17 protein-coding genes are annotated in these 15,963 nt (G+C 69.4%); 7 read left to right on the top strand and 10 right to left on the bottom strand.

What is annotated here, in order from left to right; genetic code table 11:
- Nucleotides 1-169: 169 nt before the first annotated feature.
- From DL990_RS19205 to DL990_RS19195, 3 genes are all read right to left on the bottom strand, one after another.
- Nucleotides 170-1,291, bottom strand: a complete 1,122-nt coding sequence (locus DL990_RS19205; protein WP_125799456.1) for a homoserine O-acetyltransferase — start codon at nucleotides 1,289-1,291, stop codon at nucleotides 170-172.
- Nucleotides 1,288-2,589, bottom strand: coding sequence for a bifunctional o-acetylhomoserine/o-acetylserine sulfhydrylase (locus DL990_RS19200; protein ID WP_125799455.1), 1,302 nt, complete (start codon nucleotides 2,587-2,589; stop codon nucleotides 1,288-1,290). The genes DL990_RS19205 and DL990_RS19200 overlap by 4 nt, the downstream gene beginning before the upstream one ends.
- Before the next feature lie 78 nt (nucleotides 2,590-2,667).
- Entirely contained in the window at nucleotides 2,668-3,066 is a 399-nt protein-coding gene (locus tag DL990_RS19195; RefSeq protein WP_125799454.1) for a VOC family protein, read from the bottom strand.
- 56 nt (nucleotides 3,067-3,122) lie between these two features.
- Between DL990_RS19195 and DL990_RS19190 the strand changes: the two genes are divergently transcribed.
- The 3 genes from DL990_RS19190 to DL990_RS19180 all read left to right on the top strand — a co-directional run bounded on the left by DL990_RS19190 (nucleotide 3,123) and on the right by DL990_RS19180 (nucleotide 5,656).
- A complete protein-coding gene (locus DL990_RS19190; protein WP_125788427.1) occupies nucleotides 3,123-3,473 on the top strand; it encodes a PadR family transcriptional regulator in 351 nt (116 codons plus the stop codon).
- Nucleotides 3,470-3,907, top strand: a complete 438-nt coding sequence (locus DL990_RS19185) for a VOC family protein (RefSeq protein ID WP_125788426.1) — start codon at nucleotides 3,470-3,472, stop codon at nucleotides 3,905-3,907. Before DL990_RS19190 ends, DL990_RS19185 begins: the two co-directional genes overlap by 4 nt.
- Nucleotides 3,908-4,102: 195 nt before the next feature.
- The gene (locus DL990_RS19180; RefSeq protein WP_125788425.1) at nucleotides 4,103-5,656 is read left to right on the top strand and encodes a CdaR family transcriptional regulator; all 1,554 of its coding nucleotides are present in this window, start codon (nucleotides 4,103-4,105) and stop codon (nucleotides 5,654-5,656) included.
- 122 nt (nucleotides 5,657-5,778) lie between these two features.
- On the opposite strand, the gene DL990_RS19175 is transcribed toward DL990_RS19180, so the two are convergent.
- The 3 genes from DL990_RS19175 to DL990_RS19165 all read right to left on the bottom strand — a co-directional run bounded on the left by DL990_RS19175 (nucleotide 5,779) and on the right by DL990_RS19165 (nucleotide 7,484).
- A complete protein-coding gene (locus tag DL990_RS19175) occupies nucleotides 5,779-6,006 on the bottom strand; it encodes a hypothetical protein (RefSeq protein WP_005150660.1) in 228 nt (75 codons plus the stop codon).
- Between the two features lie 117 nt (nucleotides 6,007-6,123).
- On the bottom strand, nucleotides 6,124-6,543 hold the full coding sequence (locus DL990_RS19170; protein ID WP_125799453.1) for a pyridoxamine 5'-phosphate oxidase family protein: 420 nt from the start codon (nucleotides 6,541-6,543) through the stop codon (nucleotides 6,124-6,126).
- Nucleotides 6,543-7,484 carry a zinc-binding dehydrogenase gene (locus tag DL990_RS19165; protein WP_125788423.1) on the bottom strand — a complete coding sequence of 314 codons (942 nt, stop codon included), beginning with the start codon at nucleotides 7,482-7,484 and terminating at the stop codon, nucleotides 6,543-6,545. Before DL990_RS19165 ends, DL990_RS19170 begins: the two co-directional genes overlap by 1 nt.
- Nucleotides 7,485-7,649: 165 nt before the next feature.
- Between DL990_RS19165 and ald the strand changes: the two genes are divergently transcribed.
- On the top strand, nucleotides 7,650-8,765 hold the full coding sequence (gene ald, locus DL990_RS19160; RefSeq protein ID WP_125788422.1) for an alanine dehydrogenase: 1,116 nt from the start codon (nucleotides 7,650-7,652) through the stop codon (nucleotides 8,763-8,765).
- Between the two features lie 129 nt (nucleotides 8,766-8,894).
- Nucleotides 8,895-11,621 (top strand): BTAD domain-containing putative transcriptional regulator, encoded by a 2,727-nt coding sequence (locus tag DL990_RS19155; RefSeq protein WP_125799452.1) that lies wholly within the window; start codon nucleotides 8,895-8,897, stop codon nucleotides 11,619-11,621.
- 26 nt (nucleotides 11,622-11,647) lie between these two features.
- Here the strand turns inward: DL990_RS19155 and DL990_RS19150 are convergent, their stop codons facing one another.
- From DL990_RS19150 to DL990_RS19135, 4 genes are read right to left on the bottom strand one after another with little or no spacing between them, the layout of a single operon-like run.
- Entirely contained in the window at nucleotides 11,648-12,445 is a 798-nt protein-coding gene (locus DL990_RS19150; RefSeq protein ID WP_125799451.1) for a WXG100 family type VII secretion target, read from the bottom strand.
- Nucleotides 12,438-12,767, bottom strand: a complete 330-nt coding sequence (locus DL990_RS19145; protein ID WP_125788419.1) for a hypothetical protein — start codon at nucleotides 12,765-12,767, stop codon at nucleotides 12,438-12,440. The genes DL990_RS19150 and DL990_RS19145 overlap by 8 nt, the downstream gene beginning before the upstream one ends.
- Nucleotides 12,767-13,039, bottom strand: coding sequence for a hypothetical protein (locus tag DL990_RS19140; protein ID WP_125788418.1), 273 nt, complete (start codon nucleotides 13,037-13,039; stop codon nucleotides 12,767-12,769). The genes DL990_RS19145 and DL990_RS19140 overlap by 1 nt, the downstream gene beginning before the upstream one ends.
- Nucleotides 13,036-13,338, bottom strand: a complete 303-nt coding sequence (locus DL990_RS19135; protein WP_158632637.1) for a YbaB/EbfC family nucleoid-associated protein — start codon at nucleotides 13,336-13,338, stop codon at nucleotides 13,036-13,038. The genes DL990_RS19140 and DL990_RS19135 overlap by 4 nt, the downstream gene beginning before the upstream one ends.
- 561 nt (nucleotides 13,339-13,899) lie before the next feature.
- On the opposite strand from DL990_RS19135, the gene DL990_RS19130 reads away from it, so the two are divergent.
- Both DL990_RS19130 and DL990_RS19125 read left to right on the top strand, forming a co-directional pair.
- Nucleotides 13,900-15,063 carry an ABC transporter ATP-binding protein gene (locus DL990_RS19130; RefSeq protein ID WP_125788416.1) on the top strand — a complete coding sequence of 388 codons (1,164 nt, stop codon included), beginning with the start codon at nucleotides 13,900-13,902 and terminating at the stop codon, nucleotides 15,061-15,063.
- Nucleotides 15,063-15,947 carry an ABC transporter permease subunit gene (locus DL990_RS19125; RefSeq protein WP_125788415.1) on the top strand — a complete coding sequence of 295 codons (885 nt, stop codon included), beginning with the start codon at nucleotides 15,063-15,065 and terminating at the stop codon, nucleotides 15,945-15,947. Before DL990_RS19130 ends, DL990_RS19125 begins: the two co-directional genes overlap by 1 nt.
- Nucleotides 15,948-15,963: the final 16 nt, after the last annotated feature.

Genomic DNA, 15,963 nt, shown 5'->3' with positions numbered 1-15,963 from the left:
CAGAGAGATCTTGGCGTCCTTTATGGACTATCGGGGGTCGTGATCGGCTCACGCGCGCCAGGGCAAGCGATCCGGCGGGAACACGTTGCGAAAGCCACTTTCGCAACCTTCAACGTTGCGAAAGCCACTTTCGCAACGGCACTTGCGCACCGTCGCCAGGCACCGCGGCCTACCCCAGCAGCAGCTTCACCAGCCGCCCGATCTGCTCGGTCTCGATCAGGAACGAATCGTGCCCATAAGGCGACGCGATGACGGCGAACTCCGCCCCGTCGATCCCGTCCGCGATGGCCCGCGACTGGTACAGCGGGTAGAGCCGGTCACTGTCCACCCCGGCCGCGACCGTGCGCGCGGTGATCCGGCCGAGCGCGTTCGCGGCGCCGCCCCGCCCTCGGCCGACGTCGTGCGTGTTCATCGATTCGGTGAGCACCACGTAACTGCCGGCGTCGAACCGGCGGGAAAGCTTCCCGGCGTGATGGTCCAAATAGGACTCGACGGCGAACCGTCCGCCGCGCAAGGGGTCTTCTCCGTCCTGGTACCGACGGCCGAAGCGTTGCGACAGTTCGGCTTCGCTGCGGTACGTCGCGTGCGCGATGCGGCGCGCGATGCCGAGACCGGCGTCCGGGCCGCCACCGGGGACGTCGTGATAGTCGCCGCCGTGCCAGCCAGGATCGGCGCGGATGGCATGCAGTTGCGGCGCCGCCCAGGCGATCTGGTCGGCCGACGCCTGCGCCGTCGACGCGAGGACGAGCAGTGCCTCGACCCGGTCCGGCTCGCTCACCGCCCATTCCAGCGCGCGCATCCCGCCCATGGATCCGCCTGCCACCGCGGCCCACCGGCCGATGCCCAGCGCGTCGGCGAGGACGGTTTCGGCGCCGACCTGGTCCCGCACGGTCACGCCGGGAAACCTGCTGCCCCAAGACTTTCCGTCCGGATGGGGCGAAGAAGGTCCGGTCGAGCCCTGGCAGCCGCCGAGCACGTTCGGGACCACGACGAAGAACGTGTCCGTGTCGATGGCCTTGCCCGGCCCGATCAGGCCGTCCCACCAGCCGGGGCTGACGTGGCCTTCCTCCGCGGGACCGACGGCGTGGCTGTCCCCGGTCAGCGCGTGCTCGACGAGGATCGCGTTGGAGGCACTGGCGTTCAGTGTTCCCCAGGTCTCGTACGCGAGCGTGAAAGGCAACGTGACGCCGGTTTCGAGCGTCTGGACGCCGCTGACGAACCGGCGCCGACCGGGCGGATCTCCCTCCCGCCACGCACCGGTGGCGGGAGGGAGATCGGAAGCCTGGGTCACAGAGCCGCCTTGGCCGCCCGGAATCCGGCCTCGAGATCGGCCTTGAGGTCCTCGATCCCTTCCAGCCCGACGGCGAGCCGCACGAGACCCGGCGTGACCCCGCTGGACGCCTGCTCCTCGGGCGTGAGCTGACTGTGCGTCGTCGAGGCCGGGTGCACGATCAGGCTGCGCACGTCGCCGATGTTGACCAGCTGACTGTGCAGTTCCGTACCGTCCACAAAGGCCCGTCCCACTTCGGCACCGCCGCGCAGGTCGAACGACAGCACCGCGCCGGCGCCCTTCGGCAGGTACTTCTTCGCGGCCTCGTGGTACGGGCTCGACGGCAGCCCGGCGTAGTACACCTTCTCGACCTCGTCGCGCTGCTCCAGCCACTCGGCCAGCGCCTGCGCGTTGGACACGTGCCGCTCCAGTCGCAGCGAAAGCGTCTCGATCCCTTGCAGGATCAGGAAACTGTTCAGCGGCGCGATCGCGGCGCCGGTGTCACGCAGGATCTGGACACGGGCCTTGGCGGCGTACGCGCCCGGGCCGAGTGCCTCCCAGTACTTGAGGCCGTGGTAGCTCGGGTCGGCCTCGTTGAAGCCCGGGAAGCGCCCTGGGTCCTTGCCGAAGTCGAAGGTGCCGCCGTCGACCAGCACCCCGGCGACCGTGGTGCCGTGGCCGCCGAGGTACTTGGTCGCCGAGTGGACCACGATGTCGGCGCCGTGCTCGATCGGGCGCACGAGGTACGGCGTCGGCACGGTGTTGTCCACGACCAGCGGGACACCGGACTCGTGCGCGGCGTCGGCGACCGCTCGGATGTCGAGCACGTTGCTGCCCGGGTTGGCCAGCGTCTCGGCGAAGAACAGCTTGGTGTTGGGCCGGACGGCCGCCTTCCACTGCTCGATGTCGTCCTGGTCCTCGACGAACGAGACCTCGATACCGAGCTTCGGCAGTGTGTAGTGGAAGAGGTTGTAGGTGCCGCCGTAGAGCGCCGGGCTGGAGACGAAGTGGTCGCCCGCGTTCGCGAGGTTGAGGATGGCCGCCGTCGTGGCCGCGCTCCCGGAGGCGAAGGCCAGCGCCGCGACGCCGCCTTCGAGCGCGGCGAGCCGCTGCTCCAGCACGTCCTGCGTGGGGTTGTTGATCCGGGTGTAGATGTTGCCGGGCTCGGCGAGGCTGAAGAGATCGGCGCCGTGCTGGCTGTCGCGGAACACGTACGAGGTGGTCTGGTAGATCGGGGTCGCCCGCGCGCCGGTGGCGGTGTCCGGCGCCGCACCCGCGTGGATCTGCTTGGTCTCGAACGACCATCCGTCCGCGCTCATCGCGATTCTCCTAGCGGTTCAAGGGTTTCGGCTGTTGTCACCGAAGCTAGCTCCGCCGAACGGAGCACCCAACCACTCTCAGGAGGTGGGATTCTTTTCCTGAAGAGCGAACCGGTTGCCCTCCGAGTCGGTGAACATCGCCCACCAGCCCCACGGCTGCTTCTCCGGCCGCGCCGGGAATTCGACGCCCTTCGCCGAAAGCTCCTCGTACGTCTTTTCGATGTCGTCGGCGTAGAAGAAGAAATTGCCCGTCGGAAGTTCGTCCCGCACTTCGAACCGCTTGAGGTCCTCCGGCGCGGTGCTCAGGACGAGCGCCGTCGCGCCATCGGCCGAAGTCACCTCGACCCACCGGTTCCCCTTGTCGTCGTAGGGCACATCGGTGGTGATCTCGAATCCGACGACCTCGGACCAGAACCGCTTCGCCCGTTCCTGGTCGGTCACCCCGACGACGATCTTGTGCACGCCCTGAATCGCCATGCCCGACTCCTTGTATCCATCATGGATATAACGAGATCGGAGTGTATGCTTCCCGGATGGCCGACGGCAACCCGCAGCTCACCCCCGCGGCGTTCCAGACCCTGCTGGCGCTGGCGAAAGGTCGCGCGCACGGCTACGCGATCATGGGTTTCGTCGACGAGGTGAGCGGCGGTACCGCCCAGCTCGGCCCGGGCACGCTGTACCGGACGCTGGCCCGGCTCGTCGCCGACGGCCTGGTCGAAGAGGCCCCGGACGCGAGCGAGGACCAGCCGCACGACTCGCGCCGCCGCTACTACCGGCTGACCCGCGCCGGCCGGGAGGTCGCCGCCCGCGAGGCGGAGTTCCTGAGCAGGCTCGTCGCCGTGGCCGGACAGGCCGGGTTGTTGAAGCGGGCGGAGTCGGCGTGAGCCGGGCGCTCGGTTTGACGCCGCATCTGTTCGTCAAGGACGTCGACGCGTCGCTTTCCTTCTACGCCAAGGCGTTCGGCGCCGTGGAGCTGTTCCGCAACGTACTGCCGAACGGCGTCGTGCTGTTCGTGGAGCTAGCCGTCGGAGATGCGCGGTTGCTGGTGAGCCAGGAGATCCCTCAGCTGGACGCGCTCGCGCCGTCGACCCTCGGCGGCACGCCGATGCTCCTGACCTTGGAGACCGAGGACCCCGACGACCTCGTGCGGCGCGCGGTGTTCGCGGGCGCACGGGTGGAGGCGCCGGTCGAGGAGATGTTCTTCGGCGAGCGTTACGGCCGCATCGTCGATCCCGACGGGCACCGATGGGCGCTGACGACCAAACGAGAGCGGTTCACGCCCGAAGACATCGACGCGAGGACGCCACGCGAGGTCTGACGTGTGCCGCGGTCCCGGTGACCGGCGGACGTCTCCTCGGCAGCGCGTCAGCGCGACGAGGAGACTTCACCGCGCCCGCCTCTTTGGAGCCGGAGGCTCACGAAAACGCGACGAAGGGGCACCTCGACGCTCGACGCGAGCGATCTTCGAGACTGCCCCTGCGGCGCGTTTTCGTCAGCGGGAGCAAAATAAGGCATGGTTTCCGTGCGGAGCGTGGTCGATCGAGTCGGTCCGACGCTGTTGCACGCCCTCCAGGTCCCCGAAGAGTCCCCGGCCGTCGGTGACGTCGTCATCGCCGAACCCGGCAACACCCTCGCCGCGGGCGACCTCGTTCTCGGCGTCGCGATCACCGAGACGTCGGACGCGGCCGAGCTCGTCAAGGTCAGCGCGTCGAAAGGTGCCGCCGCGGTCCTGCTGAAGCCGCCGCTCGCGGCGAAACCCTCGGTGAAGCGGGCGGCGAAATCGGCGGACATCGCGTTGATCGAGGTGCGCTCGGCGACGTCGTGGGCCCAGCTCGTCTGGCTGCTCAGGACGGTCCTCGACGCTCTCGCCGACGAGTCGGACGCGCTGGAGGACGGCGGCGGCCCCGGTTCCGGCGACCTGTTCCGGCTCGCGGACGCCGTCGCTTCGGTGGTCGACGCGCCCGTGACCATCGAGGACACCAACTCACGGGTGCTCGCGTACTCGGCCCGGCAGGATCTGACCGACTCGGCGCGCGTGTCCACGATCATGGGCCGCCGCATCCCCGACGACGTACTCGCGCGGTTCCGGTCGCGAGGGGTGTTCCGCGAGCTTTCCCGTGGGCGGCAGACGATCTTCGTGCCCGCGCAACGCGACGGCACGCTTCCCCGGCTCATCGTGCCGATCCGGATGGGCGGCGAACTGCTGGGGTCGATGTGGGCGGTCGTCGCGGGCCCGGTCTCCGACGAACGCGCGGCCGCGTTCGCCGACGCGGCGCCCGTCGTCGCGCTGCACCTGCTGCGCCGCCGCGCGCACACCGATTCACAACGCCGGGTCTCGGCCGAACTCCTGCGCGCGGTACTCGAAGGGAACGCCAGCCCGCGCAAGGCGATCGCGGAACTCGACCTGTCCGAAGAACCGCACCGCGTCGTGGTCGTCGAGGTCGCCGGCGGCGACGGCCGCGACGACGAGGGCCTGCGGCTCGCCCTCCTCGAACGGATCTCGCAGGGCGTCGGCAGGCGGCCGGTGGCCACGGAACTCGGCGGCATGCTCTACGCGGTCGTCCCGGACGGCGACGGCTGGGCCGAACTCCGGACCGCGCTCGAAGCCCTGCCGTCGTCGAGGAAGGGCGGAACACCACGGGCCGCGGCGGGATCGGCCTGCGAAATCGGCGAGCTCGCGAGGTCGCGCGTCCAGGCCGACGAGGCCCTGGGGCTGCTTCGCGCGAAGCTCGTCCCCGGCCGCGTCGTGGTCTTCGACGAGGCGTGGACGGCCCTTTCGCTGCACCGCGGAGCGACGGCGGCGAGCAGCGCGAAGGTCGCCGAGCTCGGCCCGCTCGGCCTGTTGCGCGCGCACGACGAAGCCCACGAGAGCGGCTACGTCGACACGTTGTACCAATGGCTGCGGCATCCCGGAGACCCGCGCGCGGCCGCGAAGGAACTCCGGATCCATCCCAACACCCTGCGGTACCGGATGCGGCGGCTGCTCGACCTCGTCCCGCTGGATCTCGACGATCCCGACGTCCGGCTGGCGCTGATCACACAACTCGTTTCACTGCGCTGGAGTTGAGTCCACTACAAACCGCTCGATACCGAACACTTTGTAGTGCGACAAAACCGTCCGCAGACGTCAGGAAAGGGTCTTTCAAGACGTTTTACGTCCTGAAAGACCCTTTCCTGACATCCGACGGTTCAGTGCGCGCTGGCGCGATATCCGTCCTCAATGGTCTGCCGTACCGCGGCGAGCAGATCGGCACCGGGGTAAAGCGGCAAAAGAACACCGGGGCCACCGTCGACCCGCAACGCGGCTTCGTAGCCGTGCCCCGGGGTTTCGACCAGGCCCACGACGACATCGGCCGGATTGCCTTCGGTATCGACGGTGCGGACACGCCGCTCCCGCCGCCAATCCTGATTTGTCATGCGGAACAGAATGGCAGCTTACCGGCCAGTAAGATCAACATCTTGACTCGATCGTGCTGCATTTACCGTTTCGCAGGTTGCACGGCCGCGCCCACCCCCAGCGAACGCGGCCGTGCTTCACACCCGATAACCGAGGTCTTCGGCGACGAATCGCTTCGGCACCATCCGGATCCAGACGGTCCCTTTCACCTCGGGATCATCGTGCAGGTACGAACGAAAACGCGCATCCCATTTGTGCTCGTCGGGCCCGAGATACCGGCTCAGCAGCCGCTGTCCACGGGGGACGTCGAAGGGGAGGATCTCCGCTTCGCCGCGCGCGAGCACTTGCCGCACCACACCCGTGCCGACGTCACACACATCGACGGTCACCGCGATCGACGGCGAATCGCGGACGAGGCCGGCCAGCCGCGCCCACGATCCGGTGAGGATCCAGAAAGCCCGCTTCTCCCAGAGGTACCAGGCCGGGCGCACGGTCGGCCCGGCAGCGGCGACCCTGGCCGTGAGCGGACCGGCGAGGAATTCGTCGACGTCGAACATCAGACCTCGAGCAACGTCTTGCCGATCGCGCCACGCGACTGCATGACCGCGTGCGCGTCCGCCGCCCGTTCGAGCGGGAACCGTTGACCGATCACGGGTTCCAGCCGTCCGGCGGCGGCTTCGGCGAGGGCGGACTCGGTGAACGCCCGCATCTCGGCCGGACCGCCGAGACCCTGGATCACCGTGACTCCGCGCGCGGCGGCGTCCTCTTCGGACACCTCCGTCCACGAACCACTCGAAAGGCCGTAGATCAGCATCCGACCACCTGGCCTGAGCAACCCGAACGACGTTGCCCCGATGTCGCCGCCGACCCCGTCGAACACGACGTCGACCTCGCCCGCCTTCGCCGCCCACTCCGGCTCGCGGTAGTCGACCGCCAGATCGGCGCCGCGTTCCCGGACGTGCCCGGCCTTCTCCGGACCACCCGCCGCACCGACGACCTCGGCGCCAGCGGCCTTGGCGAGCTGCACGACCAGCCCGCCGACCCCGCCCGCCGCGGCCTCCACCAGCACCCGCTCCCCGGGCCGGATACCCGCGGCGGTCACCAGCGCGGTCGCCGTGCGACCGTCGGCGAGGATCGCGACCGCGGCGTCGAGCGCCAGGCCGTCCGGCACCTCGAAGACGGATTCGGCGGCGACCGCGACCCGTTCCGCGTACGCCCCGGAACCGCCGGTCGAGGTGACGACGCGCTTGCCGACCAGGCCGAGGTCGGCCCCGTCCCCGACCGCGCTGATCACGCCGCCGACGCCGTTGCCCGGGATCATCGGCAGCTCGCCGCGGAACGGCCCGCTCCCGCCGGCGCGGAACTGCGTCTCGACGAAGGTGATGTTGGCGAACGCCACCTCGATCAGGACCTGGCCCGCTGCGGGTACCGGATCCGGGGCCTCGCCCGCGACGAGCACTTCGGGCCCGCCGAACTCTTTCAACCACACGGCTCTCATGGGCCCAAGGTGCAAGCTCCAGTTCACTGGAGGTCAAGCGATTGTGCCCGGAAAACCATGATCGGTGTCCAACCTTGTCGCGCGCACACGATGACACCGCCGTCCGGGTGGCTCACCGTGAGTGGCAGCACCTTTGTTCGCAGACCCGCCGCCAGGAGGCATCCCGTGCGTATCGCCGTCCCCCGTGAGATCAAGAAGCACGAATACCGGGTGGCGCTCACCCCGGCGGGCGTGCACGAACTGACCGGGCGCGGCCACGACGTCTTCGTGGAGGCAGGCGCCGGCCTCGGCTCCTCCATCACCGACGAGGAGTACGTCGCCGCGGGCGCGAAGATCCTCGCGACGGCGGAGGAGACCTGGTCCGAGGGCGAACTCGTGCTCAAGGTCAAGGAGCCGATCGCCGAGGAGTACCCGCGGCTGCGCGCCGACCAGGTGCTGTTCACCTACCTGCACATCGCCGCGGACCGTCCGCTGACCGACGCGCTGCTGGCCGCGGGCACGACCGCGATCGCGTACGAGACGGTGCAGACCCCGAACCGCGCGCTGCCGCTGCTCGCGCCGATGTCCGAGGTCGCCGGACGACTGGCGCCGCAGGTGGGCGCGTACTCCCTGATGAAGCCGAGCGGTGGCCGCGGCGTGCTGCCCGGCGGCATCCCCGGCGTCCACCCGGCGCGCGTGGTCGTGATCGGCGGCGGTGTCGCCGGCCTCAACGCGGCGCGGGTCGCGCTCGGCCTCGGCTCCGACGTCGAGATCCTCGACACCAACGTCGACCGCCTCCGCCAGATCGACAACGACTTCGGCGGCCGCATCCGCACGGTGACCTCCAACGCGCTGTCGGTCGAGCAGTCCGTGCTGGAGGCCGACATGGTCATCGGCGCGGTGCTCGTGCCCGGCGCGAAGGCGCCGAAGCTGGTCTCGAACGAACTCGTCTCGCGGATGCGCCCGGGCAGTGTGCTGGTGGACATCGCGATCGACCAGGGCGGCTGCTTCGCCGACTCGCGGCCGACCACACACGACGAACCGACCTACACGGTCCACGAGTCGGTGTTCTACTGCGTCGCGAACATGCCGGGCGCGGTGCCCCGGACGTCGACCTACGGGCTGACCAACGTGACGCTGCCGTACGCCGTCCAGCTGGCGGAGCACGGCTGGCACAAGGCGCTGCAGGCCGACGCTTCGCTGGCGAAGGGCCTCAACACGCACGCGGGCGCCCTCACGAACGCCCCCGTCGCCGCCGCGCACGGCCTGCCCGCCACGGAGCTGGCCGACGTCCTGGCCTGACCCTCGAGCCACTCTCCCACGCGGGGGACCTTTGCCACCCCGGTGCGCAAAGGTCCCTCGCTCCTTTTTGCGCCTTTCCGGCCTCCGGATCCCCGCGTCGCGGCACACTGTCCCGCGGGGAGGTACTCGATGGAATTCGAGGTTCTGGGGCCGATCCGCGTCCGTACCGTCACGGTCACCGGACGTATGCAGAGGATCCTGCTGGGGACGCTGCTCGCGAACGCCAACCGCGACGTCCCGGCGAGTGCTCTCGTCGACGTGTTGTGGCCGGGGGAAACCGACGACTCCGCGTCGAAGCTGTACCTGCACGTCCACAAGCTGAGGCGGCTGCTCGGCGAGCCGGATCGGCTGACGAGCGGAGTGGGCGGATATCGCCTGCGTGTGCTGCCTGGGGAGCTCGACGCCGAGCGGTTCGAGTCGCTGGTGGACGAAGCCGCCGCGAACGATCCGCGGCGGTGCGCCGAATTGTCACGTGAAGCGCTCGGCCTGTGGCGCGGTGAGCCGTACGACGGCCTCGACTCGCCGGAGCTGGCCGATCAGGCACGGCGGCTCACCGAGCGACGGCTGGCCGCGATCGAGACGCTGTGCCAGGCCGAGCTCGCCGAAGGCAAGCACGCGTCCCTGGTGGACGAGCTGACCGAACTGGTACGCCGTCACCCGTTCCGGGAACGCCTGCACGAATTGCTGATGATCTCGCTGTACCGGGCAGGGCGGCGCACCGCGGCCTTGGCCGTCTACCGCGCGGCACGACGGCTGTTCGTCGAAGAACTCGGGATCGAGCCGGGCCCGGAGCTTCGCGAGGCCGAACGGCGGATCCTCGACGGGCAACCGATCGAACCGACGGGCGTGCCGGCACCGGCGGTCGTACCGTCGGAATTGCCCCGCACCGTACGGAACTTCGTCGGCAGAACGGCGGAACTGTCCGAATTGGACGATCAGTTCGCGCTGTCCGGCCGGGACTCGGCGCCAGTGTGCGTCGTGGTCGGCACGGCAGGCGTCGGCAAGACCGCGACGGTGGTCCGCTGGGGCAACCGGGTCCGCTCCCGGTTCCCCGACGGCCAGCTGTACGTCGATCTCCGGGGTTACGGGCCGGAGCAACCACCCTCGGCCGCGAACGTGCTCGAAGGGTTCCTCCAGGCACTGGGTGTCGAAGGCCCGGCGATCCCCCGCGACCTCCCGGCGCGGGCGGCCCGGTTCCGGACGCTGGCCGCCCGCCGCCGCCTGCTCGTCGTACTCGACAACGCGCGGACCTGTGAGCAGGTCCGGCCCCTGCTGCCGATGAGTTCTTCCTGCCACGTCGTCGTGACGAGCCGGGATTCACTCGCCGGGCTGGTGGCCCGCGACGGCGCGACCCGGATCGTCCTGCGACGGCTGCCGTCTTCCGACGCGCGGGAGTTGTTCCGTGGCCTCGCGGGCGACCGGACGGACGACGCCGCGGACGCGATCGACCGGGTGGTGCGGCAGTGCGTCCGGCTGCCGCTCGCCCTGCGGGTCGCCGCGGAGATCTTCCGGGCCCGCGACAACATCAGCGTCGCCGACCTCGCCGCCGAACTGGCGGACGAGCATCGGCGCCTCGACCTGATGGACGCCGACGGCGACGCCCATACCGCGATCCGCTCGGTGTTCTCCCGCTCCTTCCATCACCTGCCGCCGTCGTCCGCGCGGCTCTTCGTCCTGTGGGGCCTCCATCCCGGGCACGACCTCACGGCTCCCGCGTTCGCCGCGCTCTCCGGCGAAGACCTGCGTGTCACCCGGCGTGCCCTCGACGCGCTCACCCGATCGCACCTTGTCGAGGAGGGCTTCGCCGGGCGGTACCGGACACACGACCTGCTCCGCGCCTACGCACGGGAACTCGCGGACCAGGTCGAGCCCGCTTGCCGCGAGGCGGCGACGCGGCGCCTGTTCGTGTGGTTCCTGCGCACGGTGATCGCGGCACGAGCACTCGTCGACCCGAAGGCCCGCGTGATCGATTTGGACGGCGTGGAGGAGACGAGGACCGAAACACCGTTCCACACCCGCGAAGACGCGCTCACCTGGTTCGCCGCCGAGCGCGCGAACCTGGTGACCGTGGTGCGGACCGCGGCGGAACAGGGCGCCGAGGACGTCGCCTGCCTGCTGGCCGCCGCGCTGATGCGGTTGTTCTACCTGACCAAACACTGGGACGACTGGCTGGCCACCCACGAGATCGCGGTGACCGCCGCCCGACGGTCCGGCAGGCGCGTCGACGAGGCCTATCTGCTGCTCGGGCTCGGGATCGCCCACGACGACGTCGGCGGTTTCGAGAAGGCGATCGAGTACTTCCGCACCACGGCGGAGGTGTTCCGCGAGCTCGGCAACCAGCACGGGCAGGCGTGGACGTTGAACAACCTCGGCGTGACGCAGGACAGTATGGGCCGCTTCACCGAGGCGGCGAGGAGTTACACGGCCGCGCTCGAGATGTTCCGGGCGGACGGCGACGTCCACGGCGAGGGCATCGCGCTGAACAACCTCGGCGATCTGCGCCGTCAGCAGGGCCAGTTCGACGACTCCCTGCGTCATCTGCGGGACGCCGTCGAACTGCAGCGGAGCAGCGGCGATCGCACGTCGCTGCGGTTCACCCTGCGCACGCTGGGTGACCTGTACCGGGACATGGGGCTGGGAGAGCAGGCGAGCGAGGAGTACCGGGACGCACTCGCGATCACCCGCGAACTGGACGACCGGTGGGGCTCGGCCCGGCTGCTCGTCCAGCTCGCCGACCTGTCTGCGGCGGACGGACGCGATACCGAGGCGCGGGACCATCTCCACGAGGCACTCGGGCTGTGCACGGCCACCGGTGACCCGATCGCCGAGAAGATCCGGGCCCGCCTCGGCGTGTGAGAGTCACGCGCGCCGAGGCGGTCGGTTCAGACCGGGGTTTCTTCGAGCCCGGCGGGCTCGTCCGCCGGTTCGTCCTCGGCCGCTTCCGGTTCGTCCTCGGCCGTATCCGGTGGCGAGACGACCCCGCCTTGCGACTCACCCATCCCGGCTTTACCCGGCAACTTCTTTTCCTCCGGCGGGTGTTCGGGCGCCGGTTCGATAACCCATTTCTTGGGGTCGCTCACTTCCTCCGGCAACGTTCCCGGCGAGGGGAAGCTGAGCGCGGAGATCTCGATGGCCTTCACGTTGGCCGCGAACTCGCCCATCCTCTCGAGGGCGCTTTCGATGAGATCGGCGTAGCTGGTGGCCAGCGCGTTGATCGCGGAGACCACCTCGCTCGGATCGAGAAGGGTGGCGCAGCCGGCGGCCGCCTTCGTGATGAACCCGATGGCCATCCCCCAGGTCTGGTACACGAGAGTGATCGCATCGGAGAGCAGCTCGGCCACTTCCCCCAGTTTCCCGGCCGTCAGGTCGCACTGCTGAACGATCCGATCGGTGTGGGTCTTGAACGCGTCGAACGCGCCTCCCTGCCAGTACGAGTCCAGCGAACCCAGTTTCGAGTTCAGTTGGCCCGCCACCGTGCTCGATATCGGCTGCGCTTCAGCCCATTGAGTGGCGCGCGCCGCGGGGATCGCGGGGTCGCCGAGGATCTTGCGGATTTCGTCGAGAATCATCTTCACCCCGGCGGAGACCGAGCCTGCGGGAATGACGAAGACGTCCAAGAACTCCGCGGCGTCCAGCACGGTCGCCGCGTCGCCTTCCGGGTACGGCGCCGGTTCAGTCATCGTCACTCCCCAGGTAGCCGAACTGCTCGTAGTATTCGGCGTCTTGTGCGGCGTAGGTGTTGGCGACGGTGACGAGTGCGGCCTCGGTGTCGTCGAAGCTCTTGACCGCCTCGCCGAGTTTCTCGACGACGAGCGTGCACGCCGCGTTGTACGCCTCGACGTATCCCACGTTGGTGGCGAGCAGACCGAGGTCACCCGGTTGCATCGTCAGTCCGCCGACCGTGTCCTTGAGCGTGGTCCACGAATCGGCCGCGGCCCGGAACTCCGTCGCCATGTCCGCGAGCGACTCCGGGACGACCTCGTAGCCGGTCCCCTCCGCCATCAGTGCTTCCTCCGTTCGATTCGCCGGGTCCTGGCGGCCTGCTCGGCCCGCTCGATCGCCGCGAGGAGGTGGCCGCCGAGCGCGGCCGGGTTCATCGCGCGCAGTGCCCGCTCGTCGAGTTCGACGGCGACCAGGTCACCGGCCTCGTCGACATGGACCCTGCCGAGACCGGCGTCGATGTCCGCACCGGCGAAGTGTTCTTCTCGACGGGAAGCGGGCCGCCTGTCGTCTTCGTCGTCGTCGAGGTCGTGAAGCCGCAGCAAGCCGTTCATCGGACGCTCGCCTGGAACAGCAGCCGGTATTCGGCGCGGGCCTCGCCACGCGCCTGCCCGACCGCCTCGACGATGTACGCGCCGAGTTCGCCGCCGCGGCTGCGGGCCACGGCGGCCCGGTCGATGTGGATTCCGACGAGCCGCGCCCGATGGTCCACCTCCGCACGCACGAGTCCCCCACGCGCCGAAGCCGTGTAGTGCCGCCCCGCCAGTTCCCGCTCAGCCTGCCCGAAGGCGGCCTTGTTCCTCGCGAGGAACTCCCCGAACTCTCTGATCTTCCGTACCGGATCGGTGTCCACCGGTCGCTCTCCCCTCGTCACCTGAATGACGACAGGATGCGACCCCCACCTTTCCCGGACCTTTCCCCACGGCCACGGCGCTCCGCACCGCAGGCCACTCACCAGCCAACCGCCGCCGGACGCACCGTGGGGGTCCCGGGGGGGGCTCGGCCCCCCGGGTGATACGACGAAGCCCCACCTTCGGGAAGACGCACCAGCGTCGACCGAAGTGGGGCAAAGGGGCTGAGGGCGGCCCGCTCGACCAGCCTGGGGGTCACTGGGAGCGGGCCGCCTCCTTCATCGTAGGTAATAAGTCGCCGTCGCGCTGCATGGGGTTGCCATGTCTTCCGAATTATTTCCTCACGGGGCGCCGCCGTTGTCGGTGAATTTCCGCGCTCCTAGGCACATATCCGGTAGTCAGCGACCATTCGGCCCAGTGTCGGCTGCGCCGGAGGACGGAGTCGGCACCGCACGGAACGTGACGAAGGTCGCTTTCGCTGGATTGACCCCTTCCGCGAGTGCGGACCCACCCCGTGAGGCAGGATGTCGCGTGATCGGCCTTCGTCAACAAAAGGGGACGGTATGCACGACGGCAGTGGCCGCATCGCGGTGCAGAATTTGAGCAAGCAGTTCGGTGCGGTCAACGCGGTCCAGAATCTGAGCTTCACGGTGGAGCCCGGCTCGGTGACCGGCTTCCTCGGCCCGAACGGTGCCGGGAAGACGACGACGCTCCGGATGCTGCTCGGGCTGGTGACGCCCACGAACGGCACGGCGACCATCAACGGGCGCCCGCACGACCAGCTGGGGAATCCGGCGCGGGTCGTCGGTTCGGTGCTGGAGAACGAGGGCTTCCACCCGGGGCGTACCGCGCGTAATCACCTGCGCGTGTACTCGGCGGCGATCGGGATGCCGGATCAGCGGGTGGACGAGGTGCTGGGGCTGGTCGGCCTTTCGTCGGCCGCGGACCGCAAGGCGGGCGGGTTCTCGCTCGGTATGCGGCAGCGGCTGGCGCTGGCGACGGCGTTGCTGGGGAACCCACAGGTGCTGGTGCTGGACGAGCCGACGAACGGTCTCGACCCCGAGGGCATCCTGTGGCTGCGGAACTTCCTGCGCGCGTATGCGCGTGAGGGGCGCACGGTGCTGGTCTCGAGCCACCTTCTGAACGAGGTGGAGCAGACGATCGACCAGGTCGTGATCATCAGCCAGGGCATGACCAGGTACAACGGCTCGCTGGACCAGTTGCGCAAGAGCAACCAGTCCCGGGTGCTGGTGCAGTCGGCCGACGCGAGCGGCCTCGTCGCCGCGTTGCAGGAGGCGGGCATTACGCAGGTCTCGCCGATGCCGGACGGCCGTGTCGCGGTGTCGGGTGCGACGGTGCAGCAGATCGGCGACATCTCCGCCAAAGCGAGTATCGCGGTCTACGGCATGCAGGAGGAGACCGCGGATCTGGAGCGGATGTTCTTCCAGCTGACGCAGGGCCAGTACGCCGCGCCGCCGCCCGGTTTCCAGCAGGGCCCGCCCCCTGGCTACCAGGGTCCGCCTCCGGGTTACCAGGGCCCGCCGCCCGGATATCAGGGGCCTCCTCCCGGCTACGCGCCGCAGAACACGCCGCCGCCCGGTTTCGCGCCGCCGCAGCAGTTCCAGCAGCAGGGTCAGCCGCCGCAACAGCAGCAGTACCAGCAGGCGCCGCCTCAGCAGCAGGCGCAGCAGCAGGGCCAGAACGAGGGCTGGGGAGGCCAGGGCTGATGGGCAACCTGATCAAGGCGGAGTTCCGCAAGACGCTCACGCTCAAGGCGTGGTGGGCGCTGATGATCCCCGCGGTGGTCTTCGCTTTCGCGTTCGCCCTGTTCTGGGGCATGATCACCAACGATTTCAGTGACTTCCTCGGCCGTTCCGACACCCGTGAGCTGACCGAGGCGCTCGGCATCTCGACCGGCGAACTGCCCGTCGGCCTGCTCGCGCTCGGGCACGGCATCAACATCGGCACGATGATCCCGATCATCTTCGGTGTCTTCGCCCTCGCCGGCGAGTACACGAAGAAGACGATCACCACGACGTTCCTCACCGCACCGAACCGGGTTTCGGCGTTGAGCGCGAAGATGATCACCTACATCGCCTGGGGCGCGATCTACGGCGTGATCATCGTGGGTGCGGCGAGCCTCGGCACCGTGATCACGGTCGACAGCGCACGCCTGCCGACGGCGGGCCAGTGGCTCGGCGTGCTCGGGGCGGGTGTCCTCGCGACGATCCTGGCGACGCTGTTCGGCATCGGGGTCGGCGCGGTCTGGCGCAGCGTCGTCGGCAGCATCATCACGCTGACCATCTGGATGCTCGTGGTCGAGAACGTCCTCGTGTTCGTCATGTTCGGCGCCGCCGACATCACCTGGCTGGGCGGCGTCCTGCCGAACGGCACGGTCAACGGCATCGTGGGCGCCATCGGCGCGGAGGCGTTCGGCGCCGCCGGCGTGAAGGTCCCCGGCCTGCAGGACGAGACGGCGTGGGCACTGCAGTACGCGGCGGGCGCTCCCGGCGCGTTCTCGTGGTGGGCTTCGGCGCTCATCTTCTTCGGCTGGACGATGGCGTTCTTCCTCGCCGGCTGGGCCGTGAACCAGAAGAAGGACATCACGTAAGTCACTGTCCACAAGC

This window comes from Amycolatopsis sp. WAC 01416 (assembly GCF_003947485.1).
Taxonomy (GTDB): Bacteria; Actinomycetota; Actinomycetes; order Mycobacteriales; family Pseudonocardiaceae; genus Amycolatopsis.
The sequence above is the reverse complement of the archived record's forward strand: the minus strand, read 5'-3'. Positions and strand labels throughout refer to the sequence as shown.